The organism is Spiribacter vilamensis (genome assembly GCF_004217415.1).
In the GTDB taxonomy this organism is placed as follows: Bacteria; Pseudomonadota; Gammaproteobacteria; order Nitrococcales; family Nitrococcaceae; genus Spiribacter; species Spiribacter vilamensis.
In genome coordinates, this window is sequence record NZ_SHLI01000001.1 from 1,099,396 (window position 1) to 1,116,746 (window position 17,351).

11 protein-coding genes are annotated in these 17,351 nt (G+C 66.5%); 6 read left to right on the forward strand and 5 right to left on the reverse strand.

The genetic code is table 11. From position 1 onward, the window contains the following. The 4 genes from ligA to EV698_RS05505 are packed head-to-tail and all read right to left on the reverse strand — an operon-like array spanning position 1 to position 7,549. On the reverse strand, positions 1–2,019 hold the full coding sequence (ligA, locus tag EV698_RS05490) for an NAD-dependent DNA ligase LigA (protein WP_130503121.1): 2,019 nt from the start codon (positions 2,017–2,019) through the stop codon (positions 1–3). Next, the gene (locus tag EV698_RS05495) at positions 2,016–2,801 is read right to left on the reverse strand and encodes a cell division protein ZipA (RefSeq protein WP_165385731.1); all 786 of its coding nucleotides are present in this window, start codon (positions 2,799–2,801) and stop codon (positions 2,016–2,018) included. The genes ligA and EV698_RS05495 overlap by 4 nt, the downstream gene beginning before the upstream one ends. Before the next feature lie 54 nt (positions 2,802–2,855). Next, entirely contained in the window at positions 2,856–6,371 is a 3,516-nt protein-coding gene (gene smc / locus EV698_RS05500) for a chromosome segregation protein SMC (protein ID WP_130503123.1), read from the reverse strand. Between the two features lie 5 nt (positions 6,372–6,376). Further along, the gene (locus EV698_RS05505) at positions 6,377–7,549 is read right to left on the reverse strand and encodes a pyridoxal phosphate-dependent aminotransferase (RefSeq protein ID WP_130503124.1); all 1,173 of its coding nucleotides are present in this window, start codon (positions 7,547–7,549) and stop codon (positions 6,377–6,379) included. An 84-nt stretch (positions 7,550–7,633) separates the two neighbouring features. On the opposite strand from EV698_RS05505, the gene gluQRS reads away from it, so the two are divergent. The 4 genes from gluQRS (at position 7,634) to EV698_RS05525 (ending at position 12,794) form a co-directional block, all read left to right on the forward strand. Continuing rightward, positions 7,634–8,515 (forward strand): tRNA glutamyl-Q(34) synthetase GluQRS, encoded by an 882-nt coding sequence (gluQRS, locus tag EV698_RS05510; RefSeq protein WP_130503125.1) that lies wholly within the window; start codon positions 7,634–7,636, stop codon positions 8,513–8,515. A 126-nt stretch (positions 8,516–8,641) separates the two neighbouring features. Then, complete coding sequence (gene acs, locus EV698_RS05515; protein ID WP_130503126.1) at positions 8,642–10,579, forward strand: acetate--CoA ligase; 1,938 nt, start codon at positions 8,642–8,644, stop codon at positions 10,577–10,579. Positions 10,580–10,758: 179 nt separating this feature from the next. Beyond that, a complete protein-coding gene (locus EV698_RS05520; protein ID WP_130503127.1) occupies positions 10,759–11,025 on the forward strand; it encodes a DUF4212 domain-containing protein in 267 nt (88 codons plus the stop codon). Positions 11,026–11,039: 14 nt separating this feature from the next. Then, positions 11,040–12,794, forward strand: a complete 1,755-nt coding sequence (locus EV698_RS05525) for a sodium:solute symporter family protein (RefSeq protein ID WP_130503128.1) — start codon at positions 11,040–11,042, stop codon at positions 12,792–12,794. An 84-nt stretch (positions 12,795–12,878) separates the two neighbouring features. On the opposite strand, the gene EV698_RS05530 is transcribed toward EV698_RS05525, so the two are convergent. Further along, positions 12,879–14,765: a DUF294 nucleotidyltransferase-like domain-containing protein gene (locus EV698_RS05530; protein WP_130503129.1), complete on the reverse strand. Its 1,887-nt coding sequence runs from the start codon at positions 14,763–14,765 to the stop codon at positions 12,879–12,881. Positions 14,766–14,886: 121 nt separating this feature from the next. Here EV698_RS05530 and EV698_RS05535 point away from each other — a divergent pair, with 121 nt between their 5' ends. Continuing rightward, on the forward strand, positions 14,887–15,261 hold the full coding sequence (locus tag EV698_RS05535; RefSeq protein WP_130503130.1) for a response regulator transcription factor: 375 nt from the start codon (positions 14,887–14,889) through the stop codon (positions 15,259–15,261). Between the two features lie 2 nt (positions 15,262–15,263). Next, positions 15,264–17,333 carry a 3'-5' exonuclease gene (locus tag EV698_RS05540; protein WP_130503131.1) on the forward strand — a complete coding sequence of 690 codons (2,070 nt, stop codon included), beginning with the start codon at positions 15,264–15,266 and terminating at the stop codon, positions 17,331–17,333. Positions 17,334–17,351: the final 18 nt, after the last annotated feature.

Below are 17,351 nucleotides of genomic sequence, written 5' to 3' on the forward strand. Positions count from 1 at the left end.
CTACGCCACCAGCGCGGCGAAGGCGGATTCATCGAGCAGCGTCACCCCGAGCTTTTCCGCCCGATCGCGCTTGGACCCGGCATCCGCGCCCGCCACCACGTAATCCGTGCGCCCCGAGACGCTGGCGGTCACTTTGCCGCCCAGCGCCTCGATTCGGGCCTTTGCCTCGTCGCGGGTATAGGCCGACAGAGTCCCGGTCAACACGAAGGTCTTGCCATCGAGCGGCAGTGATCGTGCCGCCGAGGCGTCGGACTGCGGGTCTGGCCAGCTCACGCCCGCGGCGATCAGGGCGTCGATCACCTCGCGATTATGCGCCTGCGCGAAGAACCGTCGCACCGATTCCGCAACGACCGGGCCGACATCGGGCACTGCCGTGAGGCCCGGCTCATCCGCCGCCATCAGCGCCTCGAGACTGCCGAAATGCTCCGCGAGCGTCCGTGCCGTCACCTCGCCCACCTGGTCGATCCCGAGGGCATAGAGGAACCGCGCCAACGTGGTGTCGCGCGAGGCATCAATGGCGTTGAGAAGATTGGTGGTCGAGCGCTCGCCCATGCGCTCGAGCCCCAGTAGATCACTGCGGGTCAGCGCGTAGAGATCGGCTGCGGTGTGGACGCGTTCCCGCGACACCAGCTGCTCGATCAGCTTTTCGCCCAGCCCGTCGATATCCATGGCCCGCCGCGAAACGAAGTGCATGAGCGCTCCCATGCGCTGCGCCGGGCAGTACAACCCGCCCATGCAGCGATGCGCCGCCGCGTCGTCGATACGCGCTACATCGGAACCACAGACCGGACAGGCCGTCGGCATCTGCCAGGGGCGGGTTTCCGCAGGCCGCCGCGATTCGATGACACTGACCACCTCGGGGATCACGTCACCGGCCCGCCGCACCATGACCGCATCCGCCTCGCGGACGTCCTTGCGCCGGACCTCGTCGAGGTTGTGCAGGGTCGCCCGGGTGACGGTCACGCCGCCGACCTCGACCGGCTCGAGCGCCGCCACCGGCGTAATCACCCCGGTCCGGCCCACCGACGGTACGATCGCATTGACCCGTGTCGTGGCCTCACGCGCCGGCAGCTTGTGCGCCAGTGCCCAGCGCGGCGCACGGGCGGTGGCCCCCAGCCGTTCCCAGACCTGGCGATCGTTGACCTTGTAGACCACCCCGTCGATCTCGTAATCGAGGCCATCCCGGGCCTCGATCAGGCGCTCGCGATAGGCAAGACAACCCTCGGCGCCGCTGACGCGGGTGACCTGGTCATTGACGCGAAACCCCCACTGCCCGAGCGTTTCCAGCACACCCTCATGCGTCGCCGGAAGCGGAGCGCTGGACTCACCGGTGCCAAAGACAAACAGGGTCAGTGGCCGGCCCGCGGTCACCCGCGAGTCGAGCTGGCGGAGGCTGCCCGCCGCCGCGTTGCGGGGATTCGCGAAGGGTCGCTCGGCGCGTGCCAGGCGACGTTCATTGAGTCGCTCGAAATCCTGGCGGCGAATCACGACCTCGCCGCGCACCTCGATCCGCGCCGGCGGATCGGCGCACGGCAATCGCAGCGGCACACTGCGGATGGTACGGGCATTGGCGGTGATCTCCTCGCCGACCCGACCGTCACCACGCGTCGCCGCCGCGGTCAGCTGGCCGTCCTCGTAGAGCAGGTTGACCGACAGGCCATCGAGCTTGGGCTCGGCCATGTACTCGATTTCAGCGACTCCGAGGGTCTCGCGAAGGCGTCGGTCGAAATCGCCGAGATCGGCGTCGCTGAATGCATTGGCGAGCGACAGCATCGGTTCGCCATGGGCGCGTTCCCGGAAGGCCGCGAGCGGCGTCGAGCCGACCCGGCGGGTGGGGGAATCATCGGTCCGAAGATCGGGATAGCGGTGCTCGATATCGACGAGCTCGGCCAGAAGCCGGTCGTATTCGCCATCGGAGATCGCCGGATCGTCGAGCACGTAATACCGGTAATTATGCTGCTCGAGCTGTTCGCGAAGGGCGGCGGCGCGCTCGGCGGGCGCGACATCGCTGCCGCTCATGCGCCCCCGCTCCGCCGCCGATCGGCGAGACGCGCCCGACGTCGATACTCGAGCAGCTCCTCGCGTAGATGCTCGATGGCCTGTGTGGTCAGATCACAGCGACGGCCGTCCAGGAGCTGTCCGCCAAGGGTCTGGGCGACCCGCCGTGCGGCGGCCAGCATGAGCTCGAACGCCGCCAGACCGTCGAACGGTGCCGGCAGCTGCATGATCAGCACGATGCCAGGGGTGGTGGTTGCGCCGGGATTACCGGCATCAAACGTCCCCGGCTCGACAATGTTGGCGACGGTGAACAGCGCCACCGGACCGTCATCCGTATCGAGAGTGCGCTGAAAAACGCCCTGGGCGGTGAGCCGCAGGTCCGCCGATTCAAGGACTTCGGCCACGTCCGCGCCGTTCCACGGGCGCGCATCGGGCGCCATCACCGACAGGGCGATGATCTTCTCCTCACCCACGGCGCGGCCACGCACCTCCTCGAGATCGTCGCCCGGCGGCTCGGTCGGCTCGGTCGGCGCGGCCGGTGACGGCGCCGGCCCCGTCTCCACGACCCGCGCCGGGCCGAGGATATCGTCGTCCTGATCACTCCCGGTGAGCGGATCACCGGTGAGCGTCTCGTCGTCATCGAGCGCCGGCTCGCTGTAATGCGCGAATGGCTCGCGGTTCGCGTGCCCGCGACGGCGCCAGGGCGGCCCGTCGCGGCGCCAGTCCTGGAGCCGGGCGTAGCCATAGACCCCGGCGATGATCAGGATGCCGAGGCCCAGTAGTATCCAGCGCAATTCGTCCATTCCATGTCCCATTCCCGCTAACGGGTCTCAGGTTGCAACGCCGTCTGTCTCAACTCAAGTATCGGCGTTGGTCATTTCCACCGCCGCGGCCACATCGACTGTCACCAGTCGCGATACGCCGGGCTCCGCCATGGTTACACCGGCGAGGTGACTCGCCGCCTCCATGGTGATCCGGTTGTGGGTGATCACGATGAACTGGACGCGATCGGACAGGGTTCGCAGCAGATCGCAGAAACGGCCGACATTGGCCTCGTCGAGGGGCGCATCGACCTCGTCGAGCATGCAGAACGGCGCCGGGTTGAGCTCGAAGATCGCGAACACCAGAGCCACGGCCGCCAGTGCCTTCTCGCCCCCGGACAGCAGATGGATATTGGTGATGCGCTTACCCGGCGGACGCGCCATCAGGGTCACCCCGGTCTCGAGAAGATCCGCCCCGGTCAGCTCCAGATAGGCCTCGCCGCCGCCGAAAAGCGTCGGGAAGAGTCGCTGCAGACCGGCACTGACCTCGTCAAATGTCGCCTGGAAACGCTCACGGGTCTCGCGGTCGATGCGCTGGATGGCGTTCTCCAGCGTCTCCAGCGCGGCGTTCAGGTCGGTGTGCTGGGCATCGAGGTAGTCCTTGCGCTCGGCGAGTTCCGCCTGCTCGTCGATAGCCGCCAGGTTGATCGGCCCGAGTGCCTCGATCGCACCGGAAAGGCGCTCCAGCTCGGCGACATGATCGGATTCGCGGGCATCGCTGGACAGATCCCGCGCCACGGCATCGATCGTCACCGGCATCGACTCGAGCTCTTCGCGCCGGGTGGTGAGACGGGCCTCGATTTCGACACGGCGATGGCGGAGCGATTCGCAGGCCTCGCGGCGCTCACGCACCGCTTGTTCGGCCTCGAGTCGCTCGCGGTCGAGGCGGCGCAGCGCCTCCTCCCGATCATCCAGTGTCCGCCGCGCGTTCGCCAGTGCGGTTTCGCTCTCCGCGCGCTGCGCCAGCAGTGACTGGCGTTCCGCCTCGCGGGTTTGATCCGGATCGGCCAGCGCATCGATCGTTGTCTGTAACTCATCGACCCGCACCCGAAGGCGTTCATCCTGCTGCTCGAGTCGGGCAATCGCCTGTTCCCGGGACTGATGCGCGGTCCGGGCCCGCTCGAGCCGAAGCGCCACCGCCTGGCGCCGTTCGCGGGCCGTGGTGGCTGCCTCACGGGCGGCATCGAGGGCGGTCCGGGCCGATTGGCAATCATCGTCCACGGGGCGCCGACGCTGCGCGGCGGTATCCGCCTCGGCCCGGGCCTGGCGTTGCCTGCCCCGTGCGCCATCGAGCGCCGATGCACCCGCCGTCATCGCCTCGACCAGTTCCGCGCGCTCCGCCGACAGGCGCTCATGCTGCGCCCGGTCCGCGGCACGCCGCGTCTGTGCCGACTCGCGGCGGGCATGTGCCGCTGCCAGCTCCCGATCCAGCGCGTGCCGCCGGTCAAGCATTGCCTGGTGACGGGCATCGAGATCGTCGAGCCGGGTATCCACCACTCCCAGACGGGTCGCCGCGTCGTCGATTGCCGCCTGCGTCGACTCGATGCGATCGGTCACGACCTCGATCGCCCGGGCCCTGGCCACGACACCGGCTTGCGGATCGTCGGGGGTTGCCCGCAGGCGCAGCCACCCCCGCCCGTACCAGTGCCCCTCGGGCGTGATGACCGACGCGCCGGGTGGCAGATCGGCAAGCCATTCCCGGGCCTGTTCGGCATCCGCGGCGCCATACACCCCGCGGAGTAGATCGATCGCGGCCTCGGGACCGGCCACCTGCGCGGCCAGCGACCGCGGTGACGGAGCACTGTCGCGCGACGACATTGCCGACGGCGGGGCAAAAAGCATCACCTCGCCGCTCGTCGGCAGCGCCTGGCGGCCACCCGCCACCTCGGCATCCGTCGACTCGAGCGCCTGGAGCGCCCGCTCCAGCACCCACTCCACCGCCCGCTCCCAGCCCGGCGTGACATCGAGTTGATCGACCAGTCGCCGGCGGGCGTCAATGCCCCGATCGCTGAGCCAGCGGGCGATCGCCTGATCACTCCCCAGGGCCTCGTCCTGGAGTGTCTGCAGCGAGGTCAGCCGCGCCTGGTCACGCGTCAGTGCCGCGCGCTGCGCATCCAGCTCGGCCTGTATCGGATCGCGTTCCCCGCGTGTCTTCGCCAGGCTCTGGTCAATCATCGCCAGGCACTCGACCCGATCCGTCCGTTCCGATTCCAGCGCGTCGATTCGCTCACCGTCGTCGTCCGTGGTGTCCATCGCGGTGGTCTCGAGCGCCTGGCGTTCTGCATCGATGCGCTCGAGGCGCTGGTTCTGCTCCCGCTGGCGTGCCTCGATCTGCTCGATCCGCGTCTGCTCGAGCTCGTTCTGTCGCTCGGCATCGGCCTGCGCCCCGACCACGGCATCGCGCGCCTCCCGGGCCGCCTCGAGGCGGCGGGTGGCGGCCGTTACATCGGCGTCAGCCGCGCTCAGGACCCCGTCGGCCTCGGCAAGGCCCCGTGTCTCGGTGGCAATCGTCTGCGCCAGTGTCTGCGCCTCGCGACGGTCGTCGGCAAGGGCGGTGTCATTCTCCCGGATCGCCTCCCGGATCTGCTCGAGTTCGCGCTCACTGCGCGCCCGGGTATCGCGGTCATGCCGCAGCTGCTGCTCGAGCGCGGCGAGTGCCGAGCCCAATTCGTAATAACGGGCCTGGACAGCGTTGAGGTGATCGCTGGATGCCGTCTGTTCGGCACGCAGCGACTCGGTATCACGCTCACTGCGTCGCTGCCCGGCCAGGCGCGCCTCGAGGGCGGTCTCCTCGGCGGCCAGCTCCGAGGCCAGCGTCGCGCTGTCCGCCTCGAGCCGACGGATACGCAACAATGTCAGTTCGACCTGGCGCTGACGCTCTTCGGCCTTGAGCGCCCGATAGCGCTCGGCGGTCCGGGCCTGGTCGTTGAGACGCTCGAGTCGCCGGGCAACCTCGCCGCGCATGTCCTCGAGGCGATCCAGATTCCCGCGCGTGTCCCGCATCCGGCGCTCGGTCTCCTGCCGCCGTTCCTTGTACAGGCTGATCCCGGCGGCCTCTTCGAGATAAGCGCGGAGTGTCTCGGGGCGGGCCTCGATCAGACGCGAGATGGTGCCCTGCTCGATAATGGAGTAGCTGCGGGACCCGAGCCCGGTGCCAAGGAAGACCTCCGTAATATCACGCCGCCGGCAGCGGCTGCCGTTGAGGAAATAGGCGGACTGGCCATCGCGGTTGACCTGGCGACGGATCGAGATCTCGGCAAAGCCGGCGTACTGCCCGCCGAGCGACCCGTCGGCGTTGTCGAACACCAGCTCGATGCTGGCCTGCCCCACCGGCCTGCGGCTACCGGAACCGCTGAAGATAACGTCGGCCATGGAGCCACCGCGCAGATGCCTCGCAGAGCGCTCACCCATGACCCAGCGGACGGCATCGATAATGTTCGACTTGCCGCAGCCATTCGGACCGACAATGGCGGTAATGCCCGACCCGAGCACCACCGGAGTGGCATCGACGAAGGATTTGAAGCCGCTGAGACGGATTCGGTCGAGCCGCATTGCGCTCAGCCGCCGGCCACCAGGTAACGCCGGATGCGCTCGACCGCCTCCGCGAGACGATCGGTGTCGGTGGTATAGGCAAAGCGCAGGTGGCGCTCCGGAGCCGTGCGCTCGAAATCGAGGCCGGGTGTGACCGCCACGCCGGCCTGCTCCAGCAGGTCCCGTGCGAGCGCGAAGCTGTCATCGCAGAGCGCCGAGACGTCGGCGTAGAGATAGAAGGCGCCGGCGGGATGGCCGGGGATATGGAAGCCGAGCTCGCGAAGCGCCGGCAGCAGGAAATCGCGTCGCTGTCGGAACGCCTCGCGACGCGACTCGAAAATCGCCAGCGAGCGCTCCGTAAAGCAGGCCAGCGCGGCATGCTGCGCGGGTGTCGAGGCACTGATGAACAGGTTCTGCATGATCTTCTCGGCCACCGGTACCCAGTCCGACGGCACCACCATCCAGCCGAGCCGCCAGCCGGTCATGCCGAAGTACTTCGAGAAGCTGTTCACCACGACGGCATCCGGCGCATGGATCAGCGCCTGGGCCGGCATGCCGTCGTAGTCGAGCCCGTGATAGATCTCGTCCACCACCAGGCCGATTCCCCGCCGCTGGGCCAGGGCGCCGAGGCCAGCCAGATCGGCGGCCCGGGCGAGGGTTCCGGTCGGATTGCCGGGCGAGCCCACGAGCATCGCCGCCGTGGACTCGTCACAGGCGGCCTCAGCCAGTGCCGGAGTGAGCTGGTAGTCGGTCCCGGCATCGACTCGTACCGCCCGTGGAACGGCGTCCACCAGCTCCGCGAAGTTGCGGTTGCACGGATACCCCGGATCGGGCAGCAGGACATTACGCCCCGGATCGGCGAGCATGGCCATTGCCACCACCAGTGCCCCGCTTGCCCCGGGCGTGACCAGGATGCGCCCGGGATCGACCTGCACCCCGTAGCGCGCGGCATAGTGCCCGGCAATCGCCTCGCGCAGTGCCGGCAGGCCCGCCGCCGGCAGATAGCCGGTATGGCCATCGGCGAGTGCGCGCGCGCCGGCATCGCGTACCGGTGCCGCAGTGGGGAAATCGGGCTCGCCGATCTCCATGTGGATGATGTCGCGACCGCCCGCCTCCAGCTCGCGGGCCCGTCCGAGCAGGGCCATGACGTGAAACGGCTGGATACGATGGCTGCGGGCGGACAGGCTGGGAAGTGACACATCGACCTCGGGCGGCGTTTTACCCCGGAGTGTAGCAATCGTTGCGGTGGCCGTGGCATGGACCGGGCGCGCTATGATGGGGATATGGAAGACACGCCTGTCATCGGCCGATTCGCGCCCAGCCCGACTGGGCCGCTGCACCAGGGCTCGCTCATCGCGGCGGTGGCCAGCTACCTCGATGCACGTTCCGCAGATGGGCAGTGGCGGCTGCGGATCGATGATGTCGATCGCGGTCGATCGCGGGCCGCGGCGGCGAGCGCCATCCTCACCACGCTGGAGGCGTTCGGGCTGGAATGGGATGGCCCGGTGCAGTACCAGGATGATCGCCGGGAGCGCTACCAGGCGGCACTCGAGCACCTGGAGGCGGCGGGGCAGGCCTATCCCTGCGGCTGCAGCCGGCGCGAGATCGCCGCGGCCGCGCATTACGGACCGGCCGGCATGATCTACCCGGGGACCTGCCGATCCGGCATCCCGGCGGGCAAGACCGCGCGCAGCTGGCGATTCCGTGTCCCGACCGGGACACTCGCATTCACCGACCGGCTTGCCGGCGAACAGTCAATCGATCCCGCCGAGGCCATCGGCGATTTCGTTATTCGGCGTGGCGATGGCCTGCACGCCTATCACCTCGCCATGGTGCTGGATGATGCGGACCTGGGCGTTACGGATGTCGTCCGCGGGGGTGACCTGCTAACGGCCACCTTTCCGCAGATCCTGCTCCAGGACGCACTGGGGCTGCCCAGGCCGCGTTATCTGCACCTGCCGGTGGCGCTGGACGAAGCCGGGAGCAAGCTCAGCAAGACCAACGGTGCGCCGCCGGTAAGGCCCGACGAGGCCAGCCGCTCACTCGGCGATGCACTGACGTTTCTCGGCCACCCGCCGCCGACATTCCTGTCGGGCGCGCCGGTGGCCGGCCTGCTGGATTGGGCGGTGCAGCAATGGCGGCCTTCCGCGATCCCCGCACCGTAATGGAGCAATCGCGGCATCGGCGCGGGAATTTCGCCGGATGGCTTGGCATCAGGCCTTTCACACCCGCAGTATAAGGGTATAAGAAGAATCACGATTGCAACCTGTCACTCAGGAGGAGAAAACGGCATGGCCGCAGAGAAACGCTATCCGGTACCCCCGGAAACCGCCGAGAACGCACTGCTCAGCCGCGAGGCCTATTACCGGATGTACCGGCGCTCGCTGGAAGAGCCGGAGGCATTCTGGGCCGAGCAGGCGGAGGAGTTCCTCACCTGGTTCCGCAAGTGGGATCGGGTCAGCAACAACGATTTGAGCAAGGGCCAGATCCGCTGGTTCGAAGGCGGCAAGCTCAACGTCAGCTACAACTGCCTCGACCGCCATCTCGACACCCATGGCGAACGAAACGCGATCATCTGGGAGGGTGACTCGCCCGGCGTGACCCGGCACATCACCTACCGCGAGCTGCACGCGGATGTCTGCCGCCTCGCCAATGTGCTCAAACAGCGCGGCGTTTCCAAAGGCGATCGGGTCTCGATCTACATGCCGATGATCCCCGAGGCCGTGGTCGCGATGCTCGCCTGCACGCGCATCGGCGCGGTGCACTCCATCGTGTTCGGCGGTTTCTCCCCGCATGCCCTGCGCGATCGCATCGAGGACGCCGATTGCCGGACGGTCATTACCGCCGACCAGGGCCTGCGCAGCGGCAAGCCGGTCCCGCTCAAGGAGAACGTCGACAAGGCCATTGACGGCCTGGACAGCGTCCACAGCGTGATCACCGTGCGTCACACGGGTAACCCGGTGCCGTGGAACAACGATCGTGACATCGAGTACGCCGAGTCGCTCGCCGAGGCGTCGACGGACTGTGAACCCGAGGAAATGGACGCCGAGGATCCGCTGTTCATCCTCTACACCTCCGGGTCCACCGGCAAGCCCAAGGGTGTACTGCACACTACCGGCGGCTATCTCTTGCAGGCGTCGATGACATTCAAATACGTCTTCGACTACAAGGATGGCGAGATCTACTGGTGCACCGCGGACGTCGGCTGGATTACCGGTCACAGCTACATCGTCTACGGACCCCTCTCCAACGCCGCCACCAGTCTTATGTTCGAGGGCGTACCGACCTATCCGGATGCCGGGCGCCTGTGGCAGATCGTCGATGACCACCAGGTCAATATCTTCTACACCGCGCCCACCGCGATCCGCTCGCTCATGGGCCTGGGTGAAGAGCCGGTCAAGAAGCACTCCCGCCAGTCGCTGCGCGTGCTGGGCACCGTGGGTGAGCCCATCAACCCCGAGGCCTGGGAGTGGTACTACCGCGTTGTCGGTGACGAGCGCTGCCGTATCGTCGACACCTGGTGGCAGACCGAGACCGGCGCGATCATGATTTCCGCCCTCCCGGGTGCCATCGATCTCAAGCCGGGATCGGCCACCCTGCCCTTCTTCGGTGTCGAACCGCAGCTGGTCGACAACGAGGGCAATGTCCTCGAGGGCGCCACCGACGGCAATCTCTGCCTGACCCGGGCGTGGCCGGGCATGATGCGCACGATCTACGGTGATCATGAGCGCTTCATGAACACCTACCTCACGACCTATCCGGGCAAGTATTTCACCGGCGACGGCGCACGACGCGACGAAGAGGGCTATTACTGGATCACCGGCCGCGTCGACGACGTGCTCAATGTCTCCGGCCACCGGATGGGCACCGCCGAGATCGAGAGCGCCCTGGTACTGCATGACGCGGTTGCCGAGGCGGCGGTCGTCGGTTATCCCCACGACCTCAAGGGCCAGGGGATCTACTGCTACGTCACGCTGATACAGGGAGTCGAGCCCAACGACGAGCTCGAAAAGGAGCTTGCCGGCATGGTGCGCAGCGAGATCGGGCCGATCGCCAAGCCCGACGTCATCCAGTGGGCGCCGGGTCTGCCCAAGACACGGTCGGGCAAGATCATGCGGCGCATCCTCCGCAAGGTGGCGACCAACGAGCTCGACAGCCTGGGTGATACCAGCACCCTCGCCGATCCGGGCGTGGTGGATGATCTGATCAGTAACCGCGCCAACCAGTGAGCACGTCCCCCGGTGGCAGTTGATGCCGCCGGGGGCACGGGCCCGACATAAGCCCAGGACACAGGCCGAGGGAGGAAGGACGCCAGCGAACGAGTATCCACACTACCGACACAGAAACAAAAAGCGGCAGGTCCGGTAGCGACACTGTCATTCGATAAGACCGCAGGAGGAGCGGAACAATGGCTTCAGGCAAGGAACAGGCCGCGATGGCCTACTGGAAGGAGAACGTCAGACTGTTGATCACGTTGCTGATCATCTGGTTTGCCGTATCCTTCGGACTCGGCATCTTACTCGCCCCGTTACTTAACAATATCGTTATTGCGGGTTATCCCCTCGGGTTCTGGTTCGCCCAGCAGGGTGCCATTTACGCATTCATCGTCATCATTTTCGTCTACGTGTTCCGGATGAACACGCTGGATCGGAAATACGATGTCGAAGAGCAGTAACGAGGGGTAAAGACATGGATCTCGCACTCACGACTTACCTGATTGTCGGCGCCACCTTCGTGCTCTACATCGGCATCGCGATCTGGGCCAAGGCCGGCAGCACCGGCGAATTCTACGTGGCCGGCAAGGGGATCAACCCCATTGCCAACGGCATGGCAACGGCGGCGGACTGGATGTCGGCCGCATCTTTTATCAGTATGGCCGGCCTCATCGCCTTTCTCGGCTATGACGCATCGGTCTATCTCATGGGCTGGACCGGCGGCTACGTGCTGCTCGCACTCCTGCTCGCTCCCTATCTGCGCAAGTTCGGCAAGTTCACGGTTCCCGAGTTCATCGGCGATCGGTTCTACTCCAAACCGGCGCGGGTGATCGCCGTCGTCGCCCTGATCGTGGCCTCGCTGACCTATGTCATCGGTCAGATGAAGGGCATCGGCGTCGCCTTCTCGCGCTTCATGGAGACGAGCTACGAGGTGGGTCTCTTCACGGGAATGGCGATCGTCTTTTTCTACGCCGTGATCGGCGGCATGAAGGGCATCACCTATACCCAGATCGCCCAGTACTGCGTCATGATCTTCGCCTATACCATCCCGGCGATCTTCATCTCCCTGGCGATTACGGGTAATCCGCTGCCGCAGCTGGGCCTCGGTGGCACCGTGGCCGATGGTCAGTCCCTGCTCAACACCCTCGACAACATCCTTGTTGATCTCGGGTTCTCGCAGTACACGATCATGAAGGGCACGACGATGAACATGTTCTTCCTGACCATGTCGCTGATGATCGGTACGGCCGGCCTGCCCCACGTCATCGTGCGCTTCTTCACGGTTCCACGGGTGCGTGACGCACGCCTGTCGGCGGGCTGGGCACTGGTGTTCATCGCCATTCTCTACACCACCGCCCCGGCCGTGGGTGCCATGTCGTTCTACAACCTGATCAATACCGTCCAGACGGGCGAGGTCGGGGCGGAGGAAGGCAACCTGGCCTACGAGAATGTCCCCGGCTGGTTCTCGCGCTGGGAGGAAACCGGGCTTCTTGGCTACGAAGACAAGAACGACGATGGCCGCATCCAGTACTACAACGACGACAACGCGGAGTTTGAATCCACGGCGCAATCCTATGGCTGGGATGGCAACGAGCTGACGGTCGACCGCGACATCATGGTCATGGCCAACCCCGAGATCGCGGGGCTGCCCAACTGGGTGATTGCGCTGACGGTGGCCGGTGGTCTTGCCGCCGCCCTGTCGACGGCGGCAGGGCTGCTCATGGCCATCTCCTCGGCGATCTCGCACGACATGATCAAGGGCATCATCAACCCACGGATCAGCGAGAAGGGCGAGTTGCTGTCGGCACGCGTGGCAATGGGGGTCGCCATCCTCGTGGCCGGTTACCTGGGCCTGAATCCACCGGGATTCGCGGCGCAGGTGGTCGCCCTGGCGTTCGGACTGGCAGCGTCCTCGCTGTTCCCGGTATTGATGCTGGGGATCTTCAGCCGTCGGATGAATAGCGCCGGTGCCATCGCCGGTATGCTCTCGGGTCTCAGCTTCACGCTGATCTACGTGTTCGTCTTCAAGGGCTGGTTCTTCATCCCCGGGACGAACATGCTGCCGGATACCCCCGAGAACTGGTTGCTCGGCATCGGCCCGCAGTCCATCGGTGCAGTCGGCGCGATCATCAACGCCGTCGTCGCGACCCTGGTATCCCGGGCAACGGCACCGCCGCCGAAGGAAATCCAGGACCTGGTGGAAAGCATCCGGGTGCCCCGCGCCGCCTGAGCGGCCAACGAATCAGGGCGTCGATCGCCGACGCCCTGATAATGCACCCAACCCCAACCCCGGTGGCCCCGCACCGGGGTTTTCTTATAGCTGGAAGCGGACTTCGAGTTTCTTGTGCAGTCGCCGCGCCTCGCGGAAGGCCTCCTTGAGGATGCGACGGTCCATCGGGTTCACGCCCTCGGGATCGAGCCGGTTGCCCATGCGATCGCCACTGGTCGACTGGTATTGATGCTCCCGCATCCGCAGCAGCTGTACGAAGGCAAAGGAGCGCTCGAAAGCGCCGGCGTCTTCCGGGGTCAGGACATCCGCTTTGGCGAGCTCCCGGAAACGCGTCTGCGTATGCGCATCGGCGATACCCGCCTGCAGCGCCAGCACACGCGCCGCATCGACGAACGGCGTCAGACCGCGGACCTTGAGGTCGAGTCGGTGGACACCGTCATCATCCCGATCGGTCACGAAGTCGCGAAAGACCCCGAGCGGGGGTTTGATCGCCATACAGTTGCCCGCCAGCGTATGCAGGAATACCGAGTTGCCGGACGCGAGCTCAACGACCCGGCGCTGCAGCGCCTCGCCGGTAACGAGATCGCCCCAGACCGGACGGAAATCGAAGTAGATGGTCGAATGAAGGACATTCTCCGGCGTGGCACTGCCCACCAGCCGCCGGAACGTCGCCTCCCACTCCTCGAAGCTCAGGCACAGGCCGGGATTGCTGGCCATGACATTGCCCGTGCAGAGCGCGAAGCCGCAGGCGTCGAGGACCTCGTTGATGCGCCGGGCCAGGGGCAGGAGACGCTCGCGGACCGCCTCCGGCGTCTCCTCGCCCGGGTCGAAGAGGATGCCGTTATCCTGGTCCGTGACGCGGGTCTGTTCCCGGCGTCCCTCACTGCCGAAGGCAATCCACGTAAAGGGCACACCGGGGTCGCCGCGCTCGGCGAGCACCAGCTCGATGGCACGGGTGACGGTGCGGTCATTGAGCAGGGTAATGATCCGTGTGATCTGCTCGACGCCGGCCCCGTGCGCCATCATGCTGTCGATTAGTGCGCCCACCTGGCCGCGGGCGAGCACCAGCGCATCGACGTCCTCGGCACCGGTAATCGAGCGGGTGAGATGGACCAGGTTGATCCGCTGCAGGGCGAAAATATCGCGCTCGGAGATAACGCCGGCAAGGCGTCCGCCCTGATCGGTGACGATCATGTGCCGGATATGGTGCCGGGCCATCTCCACCACCGCCTCGAAGGCATAGGTCTTCACATCGAGGGTGATCGGCTCGCGGGTCATCACCGCCGCGAGCGACTCGTCGAGGTGGCTGCCATCGGCCACCACCGAGCGCAGGTCATGGAGCGTAAAGATCCCCCGCGGGCGCTCCTCGAGGTCGGTGACCAGTACGCTGCCGACCTTGCGGGCGTGCATGGCCGCCACCGCGTCACGCACCGAGGTCTGCGCCTCGCAGGTGAGTGGCCGGGCGTTCATCAACTCCCCGAGGGGCGTATCCATCGTGGTATCACCGCCGAGATTGCCGGCGGCGCGGTGCTGGATGTCCTGCTGGACCTGATCGAGCAGGCCACTCACCCCGCGCAGACAGTAGTCGCGGAACATCGGGCTCTCGCTGATCAAATGCTCGAACGCCGTCCGCGGGATGCGCAGGCACTGGGTCGGCGTCCCCGCCCGGTAGACGGTCCGCGTGGCTCGCTGACCGATCATGGCCGCCATCGGGAAGTTGTCGCCGGCACCCAGCTCGAAGCGCTCGCCTCCCGGGCGCTCGGCCCGGACCTGCCCCTCCACGATCAGGTAGAAATACGCCGCCGGTTCGGCCGTGGGCTCGAGGATGACCGTGCCGGCGGTGTAGTCGCGGACCTCGCAATGCTCCCGGAAATGCCGCTGCAGCGCGCGCGGCAGCCGGTCGAAGGGGGAATGGGAATCGAGGAAAGCGCGGATCGCCGAGGCATCCGCGCTCGCGGTGGCATCCGTCATGGGATTCTCCCGGGGCATTCGTTGACTTTGATGCCAGCGTACATGGACAAACGGCCGAGGGAGTAGCCTATACTGGCAGAAAAAGAGGAGGAGGCAGCATCCAGTGGATGCTGAATGGCTTATGGTTAAAACGATTCTAATTGTCGACCATGAATCCAATCTGACCAGTGCGCTCGGGTTCCTGCTCGAGCAGTCGGGGTTTCGCGTCGTACTCGCGAGTACCTGCGCCCAGGCGGAAGCCGCCATGAACGAGGCCTGTCCCGACATGGCCATGGTCAACACCACCCTGCCCGACCGCAGTGGTTATGACCTCTGCCAGCGTCTGCTCGCCGTTGCCGGTGCTGCCGGTCTACCCATCCTGATGCTGACTTCGCACAGCCTGCAGGTCGAGCGCGAGAAGGCGTTCTCGATGGGCGCGACCGACTTTATCGTCAAGCCCTTCGATCCGGCGACGATCCTCGGACGGGTGAGGGCCCTGGCCAGCGGAGCCGCCTGAGGGTGAGGGCGTTCCGGCTACCCCGGCTGCGCAAACGCCTCTGGGGATCGGTTGCCGTGATCGCCGCTCCGGCGGCGGTGGCGGCCCCGATGCTGAGCAGTGTCCACCCAGTGCTGGGAGGCGGCGCGGTGGGTCTCGCGTTTGCCGGCGTCGGGCTGGTGATCGACCGTCGCATCGGCCGACCGCTGAGCGCGACCGAACGCGGTGCGGGCATTATCGCCGCATCCAACCCGGGGCATCAGCTCGAGCTGAACGCTCGCCACTGGCTCGGCCGCCTGCCCGAAACCATCGAGCAGCTCGGGGGGACCGTCGCCCGCAGCCGGCGCGAGATGGAGGAAGCGGCGTCGGCCTGGACCACCCGCATCGAGGCTCGAAAGGCCCGGCTGGAAACGATCCTGCGCGAGATCCGTGAAGGGGTCGTGGTCTGCGGTACCGACGGCCGCATCAATCTCTACAACCGCACCGCGCGTGTCCTGCTCGACGGCGAACCGGCGCTGGGGCTCGGCCGCAACATCAACGAGGTGCTCAATGACGGGCCACTGCGGCACGCGCTCGGCCTGATCGAGCCAGCGGCGAACGCCACTGGCAGTGCCGACACCGAACTGGTCTGTGCGACGACCAGCGGCGAGCGACTGTTGCGATGCCGGGTCGCGCGTTTGATCACCGACGACCCCGGCACCGACGGCTTCGTCATGACCCTGACCGATGTCTCGCGCCAGACCCGGGCGGCCCTGCGCCGGGAACAGAGCCTCCGCGCGGCGGTCGAGTCACTCCGCGATCCGCTGACCAGCCTCTACACGGTCAGTGAAAGCCTGCGGCTCGCCCAGCAGGCCGATCTCGACGCCGATGCCGACCGGTTTGGTCGCATGGTCCGGGAGGAGACCCACCGCCTGACCGAGGCCTTCGCGCACCTCTCGGATGAAACCACATCGATGGTGACGGATAACTGGCGACTCGAGGATCTGCACCTCGGCAGTCTCATCGCCGGCATCAAGAAAAACCGCCAGTCAACGGGCATGCCGCGGATCCAGTGCGGCGCGGATGTCTGGGTGTCTGCCGAGCCCTACCTGCTCAGCCAGGTGATCGAGGCGCTGCTGATCCGTCTGGCCGGCGCGCTGGGCGTCTCGGCCGTCGCCATCACCGGACGGGAGCAGGGCAGCCTCGTCTATCTCGACATCAACTGGTCGGGCGATGTGATCGCCCCGGATCAGCTCGATGAATGGCTGGATGCCGGGCTGGATGACGTCGGTGGCACCGTCTCCCTGCGCGAGGTGCTGCAGCGCCACGACACCACGGCGTGGAGCCAGGCGGATCTCTCCCGCCCGGGTCGGGCCGTGTTGCGGCTGCCGCTCCCGGGGGCACCGGCGAAAACCGAGAGCCCGAGCATCATCGCCCCTCGCCCCGAGTTCTATGACTTTGCCGCGGACGAGACCGATCCGGTCCTTGCCCTGGGCGATCAGGCGGACCGTCGACTGACCGAACTGGATTACGTCGTATTCGACTGCGAAACCACCGGCCTGGCGCCGGGTCAGGGTGACGAGATCGTCTCCATCGGTGCCGTGCGCATCCACGAGGGGCGCGTCATGCACGGCGAGACGTTCGAGTTGCTGGCGAACCCGGAGCGCTCGATTCCCGCGCTCGCCACGAGCATCCACGGCATTCGCGACGAGGATGTCGCCGATGCCCCCCCGGTCGAAGAGGCGATCCGCCGTTTCCACGCCTTCGCCGGCGATGCCGTGCTGGTGGGATTCAATATCGCCTTCGACATGCGCTTTCTGCGGCTCAAGCAGCGTCGCTGCGGTGTACGTTTCGACAATCCCACGCTCGACGCCCTGCTGTTATCGATCCTGCTCCACGACCACACCGGCGAGCATACGCTCGAGGGCGTGGCGCGGCGGCTGGGTGTGGGCGTTGGCGGTCGTCACACCGCCCTGGGCGACTCCCTCACCACCGCCGAGATCCTGATCCAGCTGTTCGGACTGTTACCCGATGCCGGGATTACACGCCTCAGCGAGGCCGTCAGCGCGCAGGAGAAAATGGTGGAATTTCGCCGCCAGCAGCGCGCGTTCTAGCGCATAAAAAAACCCCGG